Origin of the sequence: Pseudomonas sp. CFBP 13727 (genome assembly GCF_014841915.1) — a bacterium.
Lineage (GTDB): Bacteria > Pseudomonadota > Gammaproteobacteria > Pseudomonadales > Pseudomonadaceae > Aquipseudomonas > Aquipseudomonas baltica.
The window spans coordinates 453,492-471,706 of sequence record NZ_JACYUT010000002.1 but is presented as its reverse complement, the minus strand read 5'-3'; the positions used below and the strand labels follow the sequence as shown (position 1 = coordinate 471,706).

The following is an 18,215-nucleotide window of genomic DNA, read 5'->3' as shown; positions in this document are numbered from 1 at the left end:
CAAAGGCAGCGCCCCCTCTCGGTGAATCACCGCGCCTGAATCTTCCAGGCCCGGTGGATCTTGCCGTTGCGCGCGAAATCCTGATCCACTGTCTGCGCCGTGATGTCCTCGACCGCATAGCGCTCGGCCAAATTGGCGTCCAGCTGGAACTTGCGGAAGTTGTTGGAGAAATACACCACGCCCCCCGGTGCCAACCTTGCGACCGCCAGGTCCAGCAACTCGACGTGGTCGCGCTGCACATCGAACACCCCTTCCATGCGCTTGGAATTGGAGAAGGTCGGCGGGTCGATGAAAATCATGTCGTATTCGTCACGACTGGCCTGTAGCCAGGCCATCACATCGCCCTGCTCCAGGCGGTTCTTGTCCGAGAAACCATTGAGCGACAGGTTGCGCCGTGCCCAATCCAGATAGGTCTTGGACAGGTCGACGCTAGTCGTGCTGCGCGCACCGCCCTTGGCCGCATGCACGCTCGCCGTGGCGGTGTAGCAGAACAGGTTGAGGAAGCGCTTGCCCGCTGCCTCTTTCTGAATGCGCAGGCGCATTGGCCGATGATCGAGAAACAGCCCGGTATCCAGGTAGTCCGTCAGGTTCACCAACAACTGCACGCCGCCCTCCTGCACCTGGGTGAACTGGCCCTGAGCGCTCTGGCGCTCGTATTGGCGCGTCCCGCTCTGGCGCTCGCGGCGCTTGATGATGACCCGGCTCTTGTCGATGTTCAGTGCCTGCGGAATCGCCGCCAGGGCGTCGTACAGGCGTGCCGAAGCCTTCTCAGGGTCGATCGACTTGGGCGCGGCGTATTCCTGCACGTGCACCCAATCGTGGTACAGATCGATGGCCATGGCATATTCAGGCATGTCCGCATCGTACACACGGTAGCAATCGATACCCTCGCGACGTGCCCATTTGCCGAGGGTCTTGAGGTTCTTCTGCAAGCGGTTGGCGAACATCTGCCCGCCTTCGCTGAGCCGCGCCTGTTCAACCACGGGCGCGGGCGCCGGGGCCGGCTTGACAGGGTTGCCGTTCTTGTTCACTCGTGCATACGGATCGGCCAGCGCTGGCGCGGTATCCACCTGCTCGGCTTGCTCACGCGCGGCCTGGCGCTGCTCGGGCGTACGTCGCTCACCGGTGACGAACTGGTCTGGCAGCACCTTGATCAATAGCAGCTTGCACGGCAACGGGCCGTTCCAGAACGAATACTGCTTGTGGCTGCGGATACCCATGCGCTTGCCCAGGTCGGGGGCACCGGTGAACACCGCCGCTTCCCAGCTCAGGCAGGCCTGGCGCAGGCGTTCGCCCAGGTTCTGGTACAGGTACAGCAAGCTGGCCTCATCGCCCAGCCGCTCGCCGTACGGCGGGTTGCAGATGACCAGGCCTTTCTGGTTGTGATCGGGGCGCGGCTCGAACGTCGCCACCTCGCCCTGGTAGATCTTGATCCAGTCGCTGAGGCCGGCGCGTTCCACGTTGTTGCGGCCTGGCTGGATCAACCGCGGGTCGGCTTCGTAGCCGCGAATCCACGAGGCTGGCTTGGCCAACCCGGCTTCGGCCCTTGCCAGCGCCTCGTCGTGCAGCTTGCGCCAGGTAGCCGGAACATGACCGAGCCAGGCGCTGAAGCCCCAGCGCGTACGCTTGAGGTTGGGTGCGATGTCGGCGGCAATCATGGCCGCCTCTACCAGAAAGGTCCCCACACCACACATCGGGTCGGCCAGTGCGCCGCCCTCGGCAGCGATGCGCGGCCAGCCCGCACGAATCAGAATGGCGGCTGCAAGGTTTTCCTTGAGCGGCGCAGCGCCTTGCTGCAGGCGGTAGCCACGCTGGTGCAGGCTGTGTCCGGACAGATCGAGCGAGAGAATCGCCTCGCCGCGGTCCAGGCGCAGATGGACGCGCAGGTCCGGGTTGAGCTTGTCGACGCTGGGACGCTCGCCACTGGGCGTGCGCAGCTTGTCGACAATGGCATCCTTGACCTTCAGCGCACCGAAGTGAGTGTTGTCGATGCCCGAACCATGCCCGCTGAACTCCACGGCCAGGGTGCCGTCGGGCAGCAGGTGGTCCTGCCACTCGACATCCAGAACGCCGTGATAGAGGTCTTCGGCATCTTTCATGGCAAAGCGCTTGAGCACCAGCAGCACGCGGTTGCCCAGCCGCGACCACAGGCACAGCCGGTAGGCGGTTTCCATGTCGGCCATGCCGCGCACTGCGGAGGTGTGCTCGCGGGTTTCTTCCAGGCCCAGGGCGGTGGCTTCTTCGGCAAGCAAGCCTTCGAGGCCCTTGGGGCATGTGAGAAACAGTTCAAAACGGTCCGACATGGTACTTCCTGGCCCATTTGGGCATTGATGAGACGGCAAGCGCATTGCCGTCTCGAGGTTCAACCAGGCGCCTTACGCAATGGAGCGCCCGAGCGACACCACCGTGGTGTCAATCCACCCCACCTGCCGCCTTGATAAGCGAGAAGCCGGGGCAGAACCTGATTCTGCTGATAAAGGCATCGCCTGCGCGACCCTTCGTCGATTTTTCACGTCACTGGAATCGAGATGATTCGCAATGGCATATTGACCTCATTGCATACTGCAAGCCTTGTCTTGGACGGGCTAGCAGTCGAGTGAAGCTTGAAGCACCTGCTTACTTATTGCCCATACCGCGAAATAGTTACGTGCTTATGACAAAACGATCATTCACATCGCGCAGTTCAACGTTTAGAAATCACCTCAGGTCGTCGCCGCAATGGCGAAGACATCACTGCTCGCCACGCCGGCAGCGAGCGCGATACCGGCAGATCATCTGCCTGGCCTCACACGAGGCCAACGGGACATTACAGTCAATAGACAGAGGGCAACACCCTATGAGAAGACTTAAGCGTGATCCGTTGGAACGAGCATTTCTACGCGGATACCAGTATGGCATCCATGGCAAATCCCGCGAGCTTTGCCCTTTTACTCTACCGTCGGTACGCCAAGCCTGGATCAACGGCTGGCGCGAAGGACGCGGCGACAACTGGGACGGTATGACCGGCACTGCGGGAATCCATAGGCTCAACGAACTTCACGCCGTCGGCTGACACTCTTTTTCCTTTTCACCATGCACGCCCAACCAGGGCGGCGGGCTAGCGCCCAGGGGCCTCTGCGAGGCCCCTATCGCGCCTCGAATCATTGCCTGGCGCGCAGCGCCGCGATGGCGTCCACCGACTCGCGGATCAGTGCAGGCCCCTTGTAGATGAAGCCCGAATAAATCTGCACCAGACTGGCACCCGCGGCGATTTTTTCGGCCGCATGCCCACCCTCTGTGATCCCGCCTGCTGCAATGATCGGCAATCTGCCGTTCAAGGTCTGCGCCAGCACCTTGACGATGTGAGTGCTTTGCTCCCGCACCGGCGCTCCCGACAACCCACCGGCTTCGTCTGCGTGAACCAGCCCCTCGACACCGACCCGGCTGAGGGTGGTATTGGTGGCGATCACTGCGTCCATACCGGCGTCGACCAGTGCCTGTGCCACCAGTGCGGTTTCATCATCGCTCATGTCCGGGGCGATCTTGATTGCCAACGGCACATGCCGCCCACTTTGCCCGGCCAGCACCACGCGCCGTGCTGCCAGCGTGTCTAGCAACTGCTTGAGCGAGTCACCGAACTGCAGGCTGCGCAGGCCGGCGGTATTGGGCGAGCTGATGTTGACGGTGATGTAGCTGGCGTGGTCGTAGACCTTGTCCAGACAGATCAGGTAGTCGTCCACGGCGCGCTCGACCGGGGTGGTGAGGTTCTTGCCGATATTGATACCCAGCACGCCCCGATACTTGGCCGCCTTGACGCGCTCGACCAGGTTGTCGACACCCAGGTTGTTGAAGCCCATGCGGTTGATGATTGCGCAGGCTTCAGGCAGGCGAAACAAACGGGGCTTTGGATTGCCCGGCTGTGGACGTGGGGTCACCGTGCCGATCTCCACCGAGCCGAAACCCAGCTGGGAGAAGCCGTCGATGGCCGCGCCGTTCTTGTCCAGCCCCGCTGCCAGCCCCACCGGATTGTCGAACTGCAGACCCATGACCGTGACCGGCAGGCCCGCCGGTGGCTTGGCGAGCAGGCCGTTGAGGCCCAGGCGGCCACCGGCGCCGATAAGGTCCAGAGACAAGTCATGGGAGGTTTCAGCGGACAATTTGAACAGCAGCTGGCGGGCCAGATTGTACATAGGCGGGCTTGGCTCCGAGGAAGCGATAGAGGGGTGCGATTGTGCCAGATCCGCGGTCGGTTAGGTATGGTAGCGGGTGGCACAGGCCAAATCGCAGGCAAAGAAAAGCCCGGCATGAGCCGGGCTTTTCGTTGAAGCGGTAGCTAATTACTTAGCTTGAGCTTCTACTTCAGCTTCTACGCGACGGTTTACAGCGCGGCCAGCGTCGGTGGCGTTGTCAGCCACTGGGCGGGTTTCGCCGTAGCCAACCGAGTTTACGCGGTTGGATTCAACACCGTACTGACCGGTCAGCACTTGCTTGACAGCAGCAGCGCGACGCTCGGACAGCTTCTGGTTGTAGGCATCAGGACCGACGGAGTCAGTGTGACCTTCAACAGTGGTGGTGGTCTGTGGGTACTGCTTCATGAAGTCAGCCAGGTTCTTGATATCGCCATAGCTGTTGGTCTTCACGACCGACTTGTCGAAGTCGAACTTGACGTCCAGCTCAACGCGAACGGTTTCGGCGACGGCTGGGCAGCCATCAGCGTCAACGGTAACGTTGGCAGGGGTGTCAGGGCACTTGTCGACGTTGTCGCAGACGCCGTCGTTGTCGGAGTCAGCGCAGACTTCAGCTACTGGAGCTGGAGCAGCGGCTGGAGCAGGCTTGGAGCCGCCACCGAAGTTCACGCCGATACCGACGCTTGGCGCCCACTCGGTGTCGCCTTGGTCGATGTTGTACTGAGCTTCAACACCGGCACGGGCGTAGAAGTTGTCAGTGAAGTACAGCTTGGCACCGCCGCCCAGGTTGGCGAAGGTGGAACCGTTACGGCCGTTGCGATCGTTCTGACCGATGCTTTGGTCAGAGAAACCAGCCGAAACGTACGGACGCAGCATGTCGCCTGGCTTGTTGAAGTGGTACAGAGCGTCCAGAGCTGTGTTGGAGCCCTTGATGTTCTTGCCGCTGTCGCTGCGAACGTTGTGGACTTCGTCGTAACCCAGACGCAATTCAACGTCGTCGGTCAGGAAGTAACCAACCGAGCCACCGAACAGGTTGCCGTCGTTTTTGAAGTCGCGAGCGCTGTCGTAGTATTCTTTCTTGGCGAAGCCTTCGATTTCAACTGCGCCTTGGCCTTGTGCCAATACGCCGAATGAAGTTGCGGCAACGAGAGAACCAATGGCAAGGCCCAAGGTGTTTTTCAGTTTCATCCGTTAAATCCCCATCTGGTGATTGTTAAGCGCCCCTCATCCGGGGCAGCTTGACGGCAAGTCTAGCAGACCTTGCCGGTAGGTTAGAGACCTTTGCGCCGAACTAAGTTTCGGACAGGTCTGCAAATTTATCGCGGAGCTTATCTAAGGCCCGCTTGTACCGCATTTTGGTGGCGCTCAAGCCCATGTGCATGATGTCGGCGATTTCCTGGAATTCCAGCTCCGCGACGAATCGCAGCACAAGAATCTCCCGGTCTATCGGGTTCACGAACACCAGCCATCGGTCGAGACCACCGCGCTCCTCCGACTTGGGCGCCTTCTCTTCGGATGCCTCCTCGAGCGGATCGAGACTCAGGGCATCCATCAAGCGGCGCTTGCGCCTTTCCTTCCGGTACTGCGTGATGCATTCGTTATAGGTGATGCTGTAAAGCCACGTCTTGAATTTCGACTTACCCTCGAAATTCTTTAGCCCGTACAGCACCTTCAACATCACTTCCTGACAGACATCGTCAGCGTCACGATCGTTCCCTAAATATCTTGCACAGACGTTGAAGAGGGTTCGCTGGTAGCGACGCATCAGCTCTTCATAGGCCCGCGTGACATGGAACAGCTCCTCGTGCGAACGCGCCACCAACTCCTCGTCAGAGAGCTCGCGGGGGTCGTAGCGCACGGGCAGCGTATGTACTTTATTCAAAACAGGTCGGCCCGAAGGTCAGGTCCCCGAAGGTCAGGTCATTGTCCGCCAAGGCATGATCGCTCAGCCTTTTTGCGGCGGCATACATTAGCAAAACGTTGACCTATCGGCTACTCACCCGCTGTTCCAGCAGCTCGCGGTTGGACATCGAAACCAGCTCGCCGTCGTCGGTCATCACTGTCGTCTTGACGGTGCCGATTTCCTCGATCTGCCCTTCGACCCCTCCAACCTGCACCTGCTGGCCCACTTGAAACAGTTCCCGCACGTAGATCCCGGCCAGTATCTGACTGGCGATTTCACGGCTGCCCAACCCCATGGCCAGTGCTGCGGCCAGACCAACGGTAATCAAGGCGATGACGATCACGTGGTTCAGCAGGTCGGTCTTGACCTCCAGCTGGCTGATGGCCACCGAAATGCTGATGATGATCACCAACCACTGCGCCACACGTCCCAGGCCACCTGCGTAATCGAGCCCTACCCCTTCGGCAGCGCCGCGTACCACGCCATTGACCAGTTGCGCCAGCAGTACACCGACCAGCAACACCAAGGCTGCACCGAACACCTTGGGCAGGTACAGCGCCAGCATGTCCAGGGTCGCCGAAACCCGCTGCAGCCCCAGCGACTCGGCGGCCGACACCAGGAAAATCAACAGCACGAACCAATAGACGATCTTGCCGATGAGGGTCGAGATCGGCACCCTGAGGCCGCCACGGCCAAGCAGTTTGGTCAGGCCGGTCCCCGCCATCAGGCGGTCGAGCCCGAACTTGGCCAGCAGCTTGGACAACAACGTGTCGAGCAGCTTGGCGACCAGGAAGCCCAGCAGTACCACCACCAACGCCCCGAACAGGTTGGGGATGAAATTGGCGACCTTGGTCCACAGGGCAGTCATCGCCGCCACCAGGCTTTGAGTCCAGGGGTCCAGTTCCATTGATCAATCAGCCTTATCCGCAGCGGCGGAATCCGTACGACGAGACACCGGCGCGATATTCGCCGAACCACTGTTCACCGCGATCATGAATGCCTGACCCCAGCGCCCTATCAGGCTGAAGAGATCGCCCGCGCCGACCTGGCGATTGGCGGTCTTGAGCACTCGCCCCAGCGCGGCGCGGTCGTCGCGACCCGGCGCGTGAGCATTGAGCATGTCTCGCAGGGATTCTTCGAACGGATCAGGCATGCATACCTCGCGAATTTCATTCAAAGACGAGACCCTGCGGCGGTGAGTCACAAAGGTCTCGGCGAGCACAGGGTAAATTCCGTGTCAGACCCAGCGCAAGCGTCGAAACAACAACCACTGGCCCAACGCTACGGCCACCATCAATGCGCAGGCAATGGTGAAACCATAGGGGCTGTCGGAACCGGGAATGCCACCGACGTTGATGCCCAGCAGACCGGTCAGAAAGCTCATCGGCAGAAAGATGCCGGTGATGATGCCGAAGCGATACATGGTGCGGTTCATGCGCTCGCTCTGACGCCGGTCTTCGGCCTCGAGCACCAGCCCCACGCGCTCGCGCGCCAGTTCCAGCTCTTCCAGATAACGGGTCAGGCTGTTGTTGAGTTCGTTCCAGTAGTCGGCGTCGTCGTCGACGAACCAGGGCACCTTGTTGCGCGCCAACTGGCCAAAGATATCGCGTTGCGGCGCGAGGAAGCGCCGCAGCCCGGCCGCCCTTCGGCGCAGCTGCAAAATGCTGCCGTGCTCGGGCGTGTACCGTTCGTCGGCGTCGAGTTTGTCTTCCTCCATATCGACGATGTCGGAGAGGTCTTCGACCAGTGCCTGGACCTTTTCGGTCAAGTGCTGAGCCAGGTACAGAATCAACTCCGAAGCGGTTTTCGGGCCCTTGCAGGCGGCGAACTGTTCGAGCAGGTCGTCGGTCGCGCGCAAGGGCCGCAGTCGCAGGGAAATGATGCGCTGGGCCTGGGCGAAAATCCGCACCGAGACCATGTCCTCGGGCTCGGCTCCTGGATTGAGATTGACCCCACGCAGGAACAGCAGCAGTTCATCGTCGGGCAACGGGACCAAGCGCGGGCGGGTGTTCTCCTCCAGCAGCAGGTCGCAGCTGAATTCGCTCAGGCCACTATTGCGGCGCAACCAGTCACGGGTCTGGGGATGGCTGCGGTCCCAGTGCAGCCACAGGCTCTGGTGAGGTTGCAGCTGCAGCCCGTCGATATCGGTCCGGGCAACCGACCGCGCACCTCCCTTGCCGTCCAGCAACAGGGCATGCACCAGCCCCCATTGCGCATTTTCTTCCTCGTACATCGTGTCCCCGTTACTGATGGAAAGTTGTCATTCGGGCATGCTCAACGCCTCTGGCGAGACGATGATGCCGTTGTTGTCGGCATACAGATAGTGGCCGGGAACGAATGTGACACCGGCGAAGCTGACCTTCACATCGAGATCACCCAGACCCCGCTTGACGGTCGGCATCGGATGGCTGGCCAGGGCCTGCACACCGACATCGGTTTGCGCGAGCATGTCGACGTCACGCACGCACCCATAGATGACCAGGCCTTCCCAACCGTTCTCCGCGGCTTTCTGGGCAAGCATGTCGCCCAGCAGCGCCTTGCGCAGCGAGCCTCCACCGTCGACCACCAGCACCTTGCCGGTGCCATCCAGAGCCACCTGCTCGCGTACTCGCGAGTTGTCTTCGAAGGTCTTGATGGTGACGATCTGGCCGCCGAAGGAGTCGCGGCCACCGAAATTGCTGAACATCGGCTCGAGCACCTCGACGTCGGGGTAGGCATCACACAGGTCGGGGGTCAGATAGTGCATGGCATTGCTCCTGGGGCGAATGGCGGCTGCAAGAGCCAGTAGCCTGCACCGGACGCGGCGCGGCCCTCACAGCCTAGACCATGCTCAGGTCGTCGCCAACGGTGTCGCGCCGGGCAGCAGCGGCCGGTAGGGGTCGCTCAGCCAGGTCCCGACCAGCGGCCAGACCTCGGCCTGGGCTTGCGCGCTGACCAGCATGCGCACGTGGTCGAAGTCGTCGCCGAAGCCCTGGGCGCGGCCCAGGTTGACGAACTGGTTGTGGCTCCCGGCAAATTGCTCGAACAGCTGGCGGCAGTCCCAGCTTGGATCCTGCAGGTCACCGACCGCCGCAACGGCGAGGATGGGCAGCTTCACTTCGCCCAGCCCCTGCCACCAGTCCCGCTCGGCATCGCCGAAACGGCCGAACAGGCCTTTCCAGCGCATCCATTCCAGGCCAACGCCCACCGGCTCGTCTTCCGGGCCACGTTTGAGGCGGGCCCCGGAAATGTGTGGATAGCGCTTGAGCAGGCGGCGCGCGGCCCAGTTCAGCGGAGGAATCCGCAACTGCCAGTGACGTCGACTGACCTGGGCACCGAACAGGGCCGCAGACGCTGCCAGATCGCCTTGCAGATAGCCCCCACCCAAGGCGGCGGCCAGGGTGATGCCGCCGAGCGAATGCCCGATCCAATGCGGCGTCTGAGCACTGACCTCGGCGACGAACGCACCGATGACCGGAAGATCGTAGCGGGCGTAGTCGGCCACGGTATTGCTGGCGTAGTGCTGGTTGCGCGGCGACAGCCCGTGGCCGCGCATTTCGGCTATCCATACGTCGAATCCGCGACGTGCCAGCCAAGGCCCCAGGCCTATGCCCTTGGGCGAGTACCAGAAGCGCCGGTTGGAAAAGCTGCCATGCAGAAGGATCACCGGCACCCCGCGAGCACCGGGTTGATCGGCCAGGCCCAGGCGCGTCAACGCCAGCTCGACACTGGGGTCGGGGCTGTTGGCGGCCTTGATGCGGTAGATGTCTTCGCTGAGGTCGCCGCGACGCTCGGCACTGAGCAGCGCGACGGGAAAGAGGGTACTGCTGCTTTGCATAAGGCACTTGCGTCTGAATGAATGGGGCTGTAACCGGGGCGCAAGCCGCGTCTGTGTTGATCTGTGCGTGAAGGGCAGGATCAAGGGCGACGCGGCTTGCGCCGCTGCTACAGGCGACCGGGGTGTTTGAAAGGACACACCGGTCTGGGGTGATACAGGGGACCGGGGTGCCGGAAAGGACACACCGGTCTGGGGTGGGACGGCTTAAACGACGCTTTCCTTTTCTGCCAGGAAGAACCAGGTTTCCAGGACCGAGTCCGGGTTCAGCGACACGCTTTCGATGCCCTGCTCCATCAGCCATTTGGCCAGGTCAGGGTGATCGGACGGGCCCTGGCCGCAGATGCCGATGTACTTGCCGGCCTTGTTGCAGGCCTGGATGGCATTGGCCAGCAGCTTCTTGACCGCCGGGTTACGCTCGTCGAACAGGTGGGCGATGATCCCCGAGTCGCGGTCCAGGCCGAGGGTGAGCTGGGTGAGGTCGTTGGAACCGATCGAGAAGCCGTCGAAGAACTCCAGGAACTCGTCGGCCAGGATGGCGTTGGACGGCAGCTCGCACATCATGATGATGCGCAGACCGTTGTCGCCGCGGGCCAGGCCATTCTCGGCGAGCAGGTCGATCACCTGCGACGCTTCGCCCAGGGTGCGCACGAACGGCACCATGATCTCGACGTTGGTCAGGCCCATTTCGTTGCGCACCCGCTTCATCGCCCGGCATTCGAGCTCGAAGCAGTCGCGGAACGACTCGCTGATGTAGCGCGACGCCCCGCGGAAGCCCAGCATCGGGTTCTCTTCTTCCGGCTCGTAGAGCTTGCCGCCGATCAGGTTGGCGTATTCGTTGGACTTGAAGTCGGACAGCCGGACGATGACTTTTTTCGGCCAGAAGGCCGCAGCCAGGGTGCTGATGCCCTCGACCAGCTTGTCGACGTAGAAATTCACCGGGTCGCTGTAGCCGGCCACACGCTTGTCTACGCTGTCCTTGATTTCCGGGGTCAGGGTGTCGTAGTTGAGCAGCGCCTTGGGGTGCACGCCGATCATCCGGTTGATGATGAACTCCAAGCGCGCCAGGCCGACACCGGCATTGGGCAACTGGGCGAAATCGAAGGCGCGATCCGGGTTGCCGACGTTCATCATGATCTTGAATGGCAGCTCGGGCATGGCGTCGACCGAATTCTGCTTGATGTCGAAGCCCAGTTCGCCCTCGAAGATGTAGCCGGTGTCGCCCTCGGCGCAGGACACCGTCACGCCCTGGCCGTCCTGGAGCAGTTGCGTGGCGTTGCCGCAGCCCACCACTGCCGGAATGCCCAGCTCGCGGGCGATGATCGCGGCGTGGCAGGTTCGCCCGCCGCGATTGGTGACGATGGCACTGGCGCGTTTCATCACCGGTTCCCAGTCCGGGTCGGTCATGTCCGAAACCAGCACGTCACCGGCCTGGACCTTGTCCATCTCGGAGACGTCGTGAATGATGCGGACCTTGCCGGCGCCGATGCGCTGGCCGATAGCGCGGCCCTCGACCAGCACGGTGCCCTTTTCCTTGAGCAGGTAGCGTTCCATCACGTTGGCGCTGGAGCGGCTCTTCACTGTCTCCGGGCGCGCCTGGACGATGTACAGCTGGCCGTCGTCGCCGTCCTGGGCCCACTCGATGTCCATCGGCCGGCCGTAGTGCTTCTCGATGATCATCGCCTGCTTGGCCAGCTCGCTGACCTGCGCATCGGTCAGGCAGAAACGCGCACGTTCGGCCTTGTCGACGTCCACTACCTTGACCGAGCGTCCGGCGCGCGCTTCGTCGCCGTAGACCATCTTGATCGCCTTGCTGCCCAGGTTGCGCCGCAGGATCGCCGGACGACCGGCCTCCAGGGTGTGCTTGTGCACATAGAATTCGTCGGGGTTCACCGCGCCTTGCACCACGGTTTCGCCCAGGCCGTAGGCGCCGGTGATGAACACCACGTCACGGAACCCGGACTCGGTGTCCAAAGTGAACATCACCCCGGCAGTGCCGGTTTCCGAACGCACCATGCGCTGCACGCCGGCCGACAGGGCAACCAGCTTGTGGTCGAAGCCCTGGTGCACGCGGTAGGCGATGGCGCGGTCGTTGAACAGCGAGGCAAAGACTTCCTTGGCCGCGCGAATGACGTTCTCGACACCGCGGATATTGAGGAAGGTTTCCTGCTGGCCGGCAAAGGAGGCATCGGGCAGGTCTTCGGCGGTGGCCGAGGAACGCACGGCAACGGCGATGTCCGGGTTGCCCTTGGACAGCTCGGCGAAGGCGATGCGGATCTCTTCGTTGAGACGCTCGGGGAACTCGGCCTCCATGACCCACTGGCGGATCTGCGCGCCGGTGCGAGCCAGGGCATTGACGTCGTCCACGTCGAGCGCATCGAGGGCCGCGTGGATCTGCTCGTTGAGCCCGCTCAGGTCGAGGAAGTCGCGATAGGCCTGGGCGGTGGTGGCAAAGCCGCCAGGCACCGACACGCCGGCACCAGCCAGATTGCTGATCATCTCGCCCAGGGACGCATTCTTGCCCCCCACGTGTTCCACATCATTGTTGCCAAGCTTATCGAGGGAAACTACGTACTCTACCAAGGTGATCTCTCCACTGACTGGGTTGGAAAAGCTCGGGATGCCCGGCGCGAATCGTCGCACGCGGGGGGCTGTGGCCGCAGCCTCGGAAATGAACGAGAATGCCTGGCAATGCTGGCCGTCAATCGGGCCTATCATATCCAAGAATCGTCAGTTGCCTAAGGGCCGGGGCGCACAATGAAACGATCTGCATTCTTCATCTCCGACGGTACCGGCATTACCGCCGAAACGCTGGGGCAAAGTCTACTGGCGCAGTTCGAAAACATTACCTTCAGCAAGTTCACGCGGCCCTATATCGACAGCGTGGACAAGGCTCGGGCCATGGTACAGCAAATCAATAACTGCGCCGAAAAGGCCGGTGTGCGACCGATCATCTTCGACACCATCGTCAATCAGGACATCCGCGAGATCCTCGCCACCTCCAACGGCTTCATGATCGACATCTTCTCGACCTTCCTCGCCCCGCTGGAAATGGAGCTCAGCGCACATTCCTCGTACTCGGTGGGCAAGTCCCACTCCATTGCGCACAATGCCAACTACATGGAACGCATCGAAGCGGTCAACTTCGCGCTGGACAACGACGACGGCGCCAGAACCCACTACTACGACAAGGCCGACCTGATCCTGGTGGGCGTGTCGCGCTGTGGCAAGACCCCGACCTGCCTGTACATGGCCATGCAATTCGGCATCCGCGCCGCCAACTACCCGCTGACCGAAGACGACATGGAGCGCCTGCAGTTGCCACCCGCGCTCAGGGCCCACCAGCACAAGCTGTTCGGCCTGACCATCGACCCCGATCGACTCACCGCGATCCGCCACGAACGCAAGCCCAACAGCCGTTACGCCAGCTTCGCCCAGTGCGAGTTCGAGGTGCGCGAGGTGGAAGGCCTGTTTCGCCGCGAGAACATTCCGAACATCGACTCGACCCATTTTTCGGTGGAAGAAATCTCCGCCAAGATCCTCGTCGAGAAAGGCGTCGAACGGCGCTTCAAATAGGCGCCTGCACCCGTGGCGCCCACCCCTGACGAGCGGTCGACCCTCGAACTTCACGGTCGTTTCGCACTCCAAGGCCTCGCCCGACTGTGCCTGCGCTGGCGGCACGAAAGCACCGTGCTAGAATGCGGTGCTCTCTTCCTGTTACCCGCGAAACGTTTTTGCGGTGCCCGATTCGGTATTCATAATTTCAATTCATGACTCTCAAACCCCTCTCCCGCCTGTTCAGCCTTTTATTCATTCCGTTCATTCCGGGCCTGGGCCTGGCTGCCGAAAAGACCACCTACGGCTTGAACGAGTACGCACAGTTGACCGACATCAACCTGCGGGTCGCAGCCAAACTCGATACGGGCGCATTGACCGCCTCGCTCAGTGCCCGTGACATCAAGCGTTTCAAGCGCAATGGCCAACCCTGGGTGCGCTTCTACCTGGCGATCGACAATGCCCATTCCCACCCCATCGAGCGGCCGCTGGTGCGCGTGAGCTCCATCAAGCGACGCGCCGACGATTGTGAATGCAGTGCCCGCGAACGCAAGACCCACACCCAGCGGCCGGTGATCGAACTCGACGTGTGCATGGGCCATACCCAGCGCCGCATCGAAGTCAACCTCACCGACCGCACCGCATTCGACTACCCGCTGCTGATCGGCTCCGATGCGCTCACCCGCTTCGATGCGCTGGTCGACCCCAGCCGCAAACACGCTGCCGGCAAACCCGCCTGCGCCACTGTCGCCACCATCGCAGAGTAATTTCAATGCGCGCTCTAACCCTGCACTTGAAGATCCTGATCACCGCGCTGGTGGGGCTGGGCATCGCCATCACCGCCTATCAGATCCTCGTACTCGGCATCCCGGTGACCGAAGACGAAACCGACGATCTGTGGAACATCGACGCCAAGGTCGAATTCGTCGCCAGCGCCAAGGACCCGGTGAAGGTGCAGATGTTCGTGCCGCCACTGAGTCGTGACTATGTGAGCCTCAACGAGAGCTTCATCTCCAACAACTACGGGGTCAGCGTCAATCGTCTGGACGGCAACCGCAAGGTGACCTGGTCGGCCCGGCGCGCTTCGGGCAACCAGACGCTGTACTACCGCCTGGTGCTGACCAAGCGCTACAGCGGCGAAAAAATCAAGGTCAAGGGGCCGATCTTCCGCGACAGCCTGGCCGTGGAAGGCCCGGAAAAGATCGCCGCCGAAGCATTGCTGGCGCCCATCCGCCAGCATTCGGCCGATGTCGAGACTTTCGTCGGCGAAACCATCAAGCGGGTCAACAATCTGGCCGACGACAACGTCAAGCTGCTGCTGGCCGGCGACACCTCGACCTTGCACAAGGCACGCATCATCGACCTGCTGCTGTCCATCGCCCACGTGCCGATGGAAAAGGTCCACACCGTGCGCCTGCTCGCCGACCAGGCGCAGACACCGGAACTGTGGCTGCGCAGCTTCAACGGCAACGACTGGCTGTACTTCAACCCCGATACCGGCGAGCAGGGCCTGCCCGAGGATCGCCTGCTGTGGTGGACGGGTGACGAAAACCTGGTGAGCGTCGAGGGTGGCCGCAAGGCAACCGTCACCTTCACCATGAACAACAGCGAGATGAACGCCATTCGCCTGGCCAAGCTGACCGACGAGAACACCGACGCCGACTTCCTCGAGTACAGCCTGTACGGCCTGCCGCTGCAGACCCAGCAGACCTTCATGATCATGGTGATGATCCCGATCGGCGTGCTGGTGATTCTGATCCTGCGCAACCTGATCGGCATCCAGACCCTGGGCACCTTCACTCCGGTGCTGATCGCCCTGGCATTCCGCGAAACCCAGCTGGGCTTCGGCATCATCCTGTTCACGGTGATCACCGCGCTGGGGCTGTCGCTGCGCTCCTACCTGGAACACCTGAAGCTGCAGATGCTGCCCAGGCTGTCCGTGGTGCTCACTTTCGTCGTGGTGCTGATTGCCGCGATCAGCCTGTTCAGCCACAAGCTGGGCCTGGAGCGCGGGTTGTCGGTGGCGCTGTTCCCGATGGTGATCCTGACCATGACCATCGAGCGTTTGTCGATCACCTGGGAAGAGCGCGGCAGCGGGCATGCCTTGAAGGTCGCGGTGGGCACGCTGTTCGCCGCCTCCCTGGCGCATATCCTGATGAGCGTGCCGGAGCTGGTGTACTTCGTGTTCACCTTCCCGGCGATCCTGCTGATCCTGGTGGGCTTCATGCTCGCCATGGGCCGCTACCGCGGCTACCGGCTGACCGAACTGGTGCGTTTCAAGGCCTTTCTCAAGCAGGCCGACTCCTGATGTTCGGCCTGTGGAAAACCTGGAAAGCGCTGGAGGCCCGCGGCATCATGGGCATCAACCGGCGTAACGCCGACTATGTGCTCAAGTACAACCGGCGCAGCCTGTACCCCATCGTCGATGACAAGATCATCACCAAGGAACGCGCCATCGCGGCGGGTATCCATGTGCCCGAGATGTTCGGGGTGATCTCCACGGAAAAACAGATCGATCGCCTCGACGAGATCATCGGCGGGCGCAGTGACTTCGTGGTCAAGCCGGCCCAGGGCGCTGGCGGTGACGGCATCCTGGTGGTCGCCGACCGCTTCGAGGAGCGCTTTCGCACCGTGTCGGGCAAGATCATCAGCCGCGAAGACATCGAGCACCAGATTTCCAGCATCCTCACCGGCCTCTATTCGCTGGGCGGGCACCGTGACCGCGCGCTGATCGAATACCGGGTGATCCCCGACCAGATCTTCAAGAGCATCAGCTACGAAGGCGTACCGGACATCCGCATCATCGTGCTGATGGGCTACCCAGTAATGGCCATGCTGCGCTTGCCGACCCGGCAGTCGGGCGGCAAGGCCAACCTGCACCAGGGCGCCATCGGCGTCGGCGTCGACCTGGCCACGGGCGTGACCTTGCGCGGCACCTGGCTGAACAACATCATCAGCAAGCACCCCGACACCACCAACGCCGTGGACGGTGTGCAGTTGCCCAACTGGGACGGCTTCATGCGCCTGGCCGCCGGCTGCTTCGAATTGTGCGGGCTGGGCTACATCGGCGTCGACATGGTCCTGGACCAGGAGAAAGGCCCGCTGATCCTGGAGCTCAACGCCCGCCCCGGGCTGAACATCCAGATTGCCAACGACTGCGGCCTGACCCTGCGCACCCAGGCCGTGGAAAAACACCTGGAAGCGCTGGCGGCCGAAGGCATCGTGGAAACCGTCGAAGAGCGCACGCGCTTCGTCCAGGCACTGTTCGGTCATGTGCCCGCAGCAGTGACCTGAGCGCGGACGCCACGCCACCCGCACACGCGGCGCCCGGCTGCATTACAATCCCAGCCCCGCTACTGGCCACCGACCTATCATGCCAACCTGCTCGCTTCACGCCCTGCCCTACCTGGCCGACCCGGCGCCCTATTTCGCTGCGGTTCGCCACGCGCCTGGCGCGGTGCTGCTCGACAGCGCGCAGCCGATCGCCCAGCGCGGCCGCTTCGACCTGATCAGCGCCTGGCCGTTGCAGACCTTCGGCGTCCACGCCGGTGAGTCCGGCCAGCAGTACCTGCAACGGGCCCGTGTCGCGCTTGCCGGACTGGGCCAGGCGCAATTGCCCGACGGCTGCGAGTTGCCCTTCGCCGGAGGGCTGATCGGCTACCTGAGCTACGATTTCGGCCGCAGGCTGGAGACCCTGCCAGCGCCCAACCACGACGACCTCGACCTGCCGCACGCTAGCCTGGGCCTCTACGCCTGGGCGCTGATCAGCGACCATCGCCGGCAGACCAGCGAATTGATGTTCCATCCCGCGCTGGATGCACGCGAACGGCAACGCTTGATCGACCTGTTCGCCCAACCGACCGCGCTCGAAGCGCCGGCCTTCCGGCTGCACTCTTCGATGACACCGGACCGAACCGCGGAGCAGTACCGGCGGGCATTCGAAAAGGTGCAGGCCTACATCCAGGCCGGAGACTGCTATCAGGTCAATCTGACCCAGCGTTTTCGTGCCGCCTGCGCAGGCGACCCGTGGGCCGCTTATCAGGCCGTGCGCGCTGCCTGCTCTACGCCGTTTTCCGGCTACCTGCAGTTGGCTGGCGGCGCAGCCTTGTTGAGCTTTTCGCCAGAGCGTTTCATCAAGGTCACGGCTGGTCATGTCGAAACCCGGCCGATCAAGGGCACCCGCCCGCGCAGCCTCGACCGCGAAGAAGACGCGCGCCAGGGTCGCGAGCTGCTGGCCAGTGCCAAGGACCGCTCGGAGAACCTGATGATCGTCGACCTGCTGCGCAATGACCTGGGCCGAAGCTGCCGGATCGGCTCGGTGCGGGTGCCGCAGCTGTTCGCCCTGGAGAGCTATCCGAACGTTCATCACCTGGTCAGCGCCGTGACCGGTGAGTTGGCCGCGGACAAGGACTGTCTGGACCTGCTCGCCGGCAGTTTTCCCGGTGGCTCGATCACCGGCGCGCCGAAGATCCGCGCCATGCAGATCATCGACGAAGTGGAACCGACACAACGCGCCATCTACTGTGGTTCGTTGCTGTACCTGGATGTGCGCGGTGAAATGGACAGCTCCATCGCCATCCGTACCTTGCTGGTCAAGGACGGCCAGGTCTGCTGCTGGGGCGGTGGCGCGATCGTGGCCGACTCGCAGTGGCAGGCCGAATACGAAGAGTCGATCTTCAAGGTGAGCGTGCTGCTGGATACCCTCGCGGGGCTCTGAACCGGGTCATGTCGCCCGGTGTTTTTTTGTTACCATTGCGCCACATAGAGCGCCAAGCGC

The 18,215-nt window shown here is 62.3% G+C and carries 16 protein-coding genes; 6 read left to right on the top strand and 10 right to left on the bottom strand.

Features of this window, described 5'->3' with window-relative positions; genetic code table 11:
• Nucleotides 1-26: 26 nt before the first annotated feature.
• Nucleotides 27-2,303 (bottom strand): bifunctional 23S rRNA (guanine(2069)-N(7))-methyltransferase RlmK/23S rRNA (guanine(2445)-N(2))-methyltransferase RlmL, encoded by a 2,277-nt coding sequence (rlmKL, locus tag IFT76_RS09660; RefSeq protein ID WP_192058121.1) that lies wholly within the window; start codon nucleotides 2,301-2,303, stop codon nucleotides 27-29.
• Between the two features lie 533 nt (nucleotides 2,304-2,836).
• Between rlmKL and rmf the strand changes: the two genes are divergently transcribed.
• Nucleotides 2,837-3,052, top strand: coding sequence for a ribosome modulation factor (rmf, locus tag IFT76_RS09655; RefSeq protein WP_008368461.1), 216 nt, complete (start codon nucleotides 2,837-2,839; stop codon nucleotides 3,050-3,052).
• 88 nt (nucleotides 3,053-3,140) lie between these two features.
• Here the strand turns inward: rmf and IFT76_RS09650 are convergent, their stop codons facing one another.
• The 9 genes from IFT76_RS09650 to ppsA form a co-directional block, all read right to left on the bottom strand.
• Nucleotides 3,141-4,169, bottom strand: a complete 1,029-nt coding sequence (locus IFT76_RS09650; protein ID WP_192058119.1) for a quinone-dependent dihydroorotate dehydrogenase — start codon at nucleotides 4,167-4,169, stop codon at nucleotides 3,141-3,143.
• Between the two features lie 147 nt (nucleotides 4,170-4,316).
• Complete coding sequence (locus tag IFT76_RS09645; RefSeq protein WP_192053153.1) at nucleotides 4,317-5,354, bottom strand: OmpA family protein; 1,038 nt, start codon at nucleotides 5,352-5,354, stop codon at nucleotides 4,317-4,319.
• Between the two features lie 103 nt (nucleotides 5,355-5,457).
• Nucleotides 5,458-6,048, bottom strand: a complete 591-nt coding sequence (gene sigX / locus IFT76_RS09640; RefSeq protein WP_122476059.1) for an RNA polymerase sigma factor SigX — start codon at nucleotides 6,046-6,048, stop codon at nucleotides 5,458-5,460.
• 103 nt (nucleotides 6,049-6,151) lie between these two features.
• The gene (locus IFT76_RS09635; RefSeq protein WP_185794460.1) at nucleotides 6,152-6,976 is read right to left on the bottom strand and encodes a mechanosensitive ion channel family protein; all 825 of its coding nucleotides are present in this window, start codon (nucleotides 6,974-6,976) and stop codon (nucleotides 6,152-6,154) included.
• A 3-nt stretch (nucleotides 6,977-6,979) separates the two neighbouring features.
• Entirely contained in the window at nucleotides 6,980-7,222 is a 243-nt protein-coding gene (locus tag IFT76_RS09630) for a CrfX protein (protein ID WP_122476063.1), read from the bottom strand.
• Between the two features lie 84 nt (nucleotides 7,223-7,306).
• On the bottom strand, nucleotides 7,307-8,302 hold the full coding sequence (locus IFT76_RS09625; protein WP_122476065.1) for a zinc transporter ZntB: 996 nt from the start codon (nucleotides 8,300-8,302) through the stop codon (nucleotides 7,307-7,309).
• A 27-nt stretch (nucleotides 8,303-8,329) separates the two neighbouring features.
• Nucleotides 8,330-8,815, bottom strand: coding sequence for a ribonuclease E activity regulator RraA (gene rraA, locus IFT76_RS09620; protein ID WP_122476067.1), 486 nt, complete (start codon nucleotides 8,813-8,815; stop codon nucleotides 8,330-8,332).
• Between the two features lie 84 nt (nucleotides 8,816-8,899).
• The gene (locus tag IFT76_RS09615) at nucleotides 8,900-9,886 is read right to left on the bottom strand and encodes an alpha/beta fold hydrolase (protein WP_122476068.1); all 987 of its coding nucleotides are present in this window, start codon (nucleotides 9,884-9,886) and stop codon (nucleotides 8,900-8,902) included.
• A gap of 204 nt (nucleotides 9,887-10,090) precedes the next feature.
• Nucleotides 10,091-12,466, bottom strand: a complete 2,376-nt coding sequence (gene ppsA / locus IFT76_RS09610) for a phosphoenolpyruvate synthase (protein WP_122476070.1) — start codon at nucleotides 12,464-12,466, stop codon at nucleotides 10,091-10,093.
• 174 nt (nucleotides 12,467-12,640) lie between these two features.
• Here ppsA and ppsR point away from each other — a divergent pair, with 174 nt between their 5' ends.
• From ppsR to pabB, 5 genes are all read left to right on the top strand, one after another.
• Nucleotides 12,641-13,459 carry a posphoenolpyruvate synthetase regulatory kinase/phosphorylase PpsR gene (ppsR, locus tag IFT76_RS09605; protein WP_192058117.1) on the top strand — a complete coding sequence of 273 codons (819 nt, stop codon included), beginning with the start codon at nucleotides 12,641-12,643 and terminating at the stop codon, nucleotides 13,457-13,459.
• Nucleotides 13,460-13,653: 194 nt separating this feature from the next.
• On the top strand, nucleotides 13,654-14,205 hold the full coding sequence (rloA, locus tag IFT76_RS09600) for a retropepsin-like aspartic peptidase RloA (RefSeq protein ID WP_192058116.1): 552 nt from the start codon (nucleotides 13,654-13,656) through the stop codon (nucleotides 14,203-14,205).
• A gap of 5 nt (nucleotides 14,206-14,210) precedes the next feature.
• Entirely contained in the window at nucleotides 14,211-15,746 is a 1,536-nt protein-coding gene (rloB, locus tag IFT76_RS09595; protein ID WP_122476074.1) for an osmotic stress tolerance membrane protein RloB, read from the top strand.
• Nucleotides 15,746-16,732, top strand: a complete 987-nt coding sequence (locus tag IFT76_RS09590; protein ID WP_192058114.1) for an alpha-L-glutamate ligase-like protein — start codon at nucleotides 15,746-15,748, stop codon at nucleotides 16,730-16,732. The genes rloB and IFT76_RS09590 overlap by 1 nt, the downstream gene beginning before the upstream one ends.
• A gap of 79 nt (nucleotides 16,733-16,811) precedes the next feature.
• On the top strand, nucleotides 16,812-18,155 hold the full coding sequence (gene pabB, locus IFT76_RS09585) for an aminodeoxychorismate synthase component I (protein WP_192058111.1): 1,344 nt from the start codon (nucleotides 16,812-16,814) through the stop codon (nucleotides 18,153-18,155).
• Nucleotides 18,156-18,215: the final 60 nt, after the last annotated feature.

Bases quoted from the DNA above. Each gene is read 5' to 3' on its own strand.
- rloA (WP_192058116.1), top strand. From the start codon at position 13,654: ATGACTCTCAAACCCCTCTCCCGCCTGTTCAGCCTTTTATTCATTCCG.
- IFT76_RS09645 (WP_192053153.1), bottom strand. From the start codon at position 5,354: ATGAAACTGAAAAACACCTTGGGCCTTGCCATTGGTTCTCTCGTTGCC.
- rlmKL (WP_192058121.1), bottom strand. From the start codon at position 2,303: ATGTCGGACCGTTTTGAACTGTTTCTCACATGCCCCAAGGGCCTCGAA.
- rloB (WP_122476074.1), top strand. From the start codon at position 14,211: ATGCGCGCTCTAACCCTGCACTTGAAGATCCTGATCACCGCGCTGGTG.
- rmf (WP_008368461.1), top strand. From the start codon at position 2,837: ATGAGAAGACTTAAGCGTGATCCGTTGGAACGAGCATTTCTACGCGGA.
- IFT76_RS09650 (WP_192058119.1), bottom strand. From the start codon at position 4,169: ATGTACAATCTGGCCCGCCAGCTGCTGTTCAAATTGTCCGCTGAAACC.
- IFT76_RS09630 (WP_122476063.1), bottom strand. From the start codon at position 7,222: ATGCCTGATCCGTTCGAAGAATCCCTGCGAGACATGCTCAATGCTCAC.
- pabB (WP_192058111.1), top strand. From the start codon at position 16,812: ATGCCAACCTGCTCGCTTCACGCCCTGCCCTACCTGGCCGACCCGGCG.
- rraA (WP_122476067.1), bottom strand. From the start codon at position 8,815: ATGCACTATCTGACCCCCGACCTGTGTGATGCCTACCCCGACGTCGAG.
- IFT76_RS09590 (WP_192058114.1), top strand. From the start codon at position 15,746: ATGTTCGGCCTGTGGAAAACCTGGAAAGCGCTGGAGGCCCGCGGCATC.
- IFT76_RS09635 (WP_185794460.1), bottom strand. From the start codon at position 6,976: ATGGAACTGGACCCCTGGACTCAAAGCCTGGTGGCGGCGATGACTGCC.
- IFT76_RS09625 (WP_122476065.1), bottom strand. From the start codon at position 8,302: ATGTACGAGGAAGAAAATGCGCAATGGGGGCTGGTGCATGCCCTGTTG.
- IFT76_RS09615 (WP_122476068.1), bottom strand. From the start codon at position 9,886: ATGCAAAGCAGCAGTACCCTCTTTCCCGTCGCGCTGCTCAGTGCCGAG.
- ppsR (WP_192058117.1), top strand. From the start codon at position 12,641: ATGAAACGATCTGCATTCTTCATCTCCGACGGTACCGGCATTACCGCC.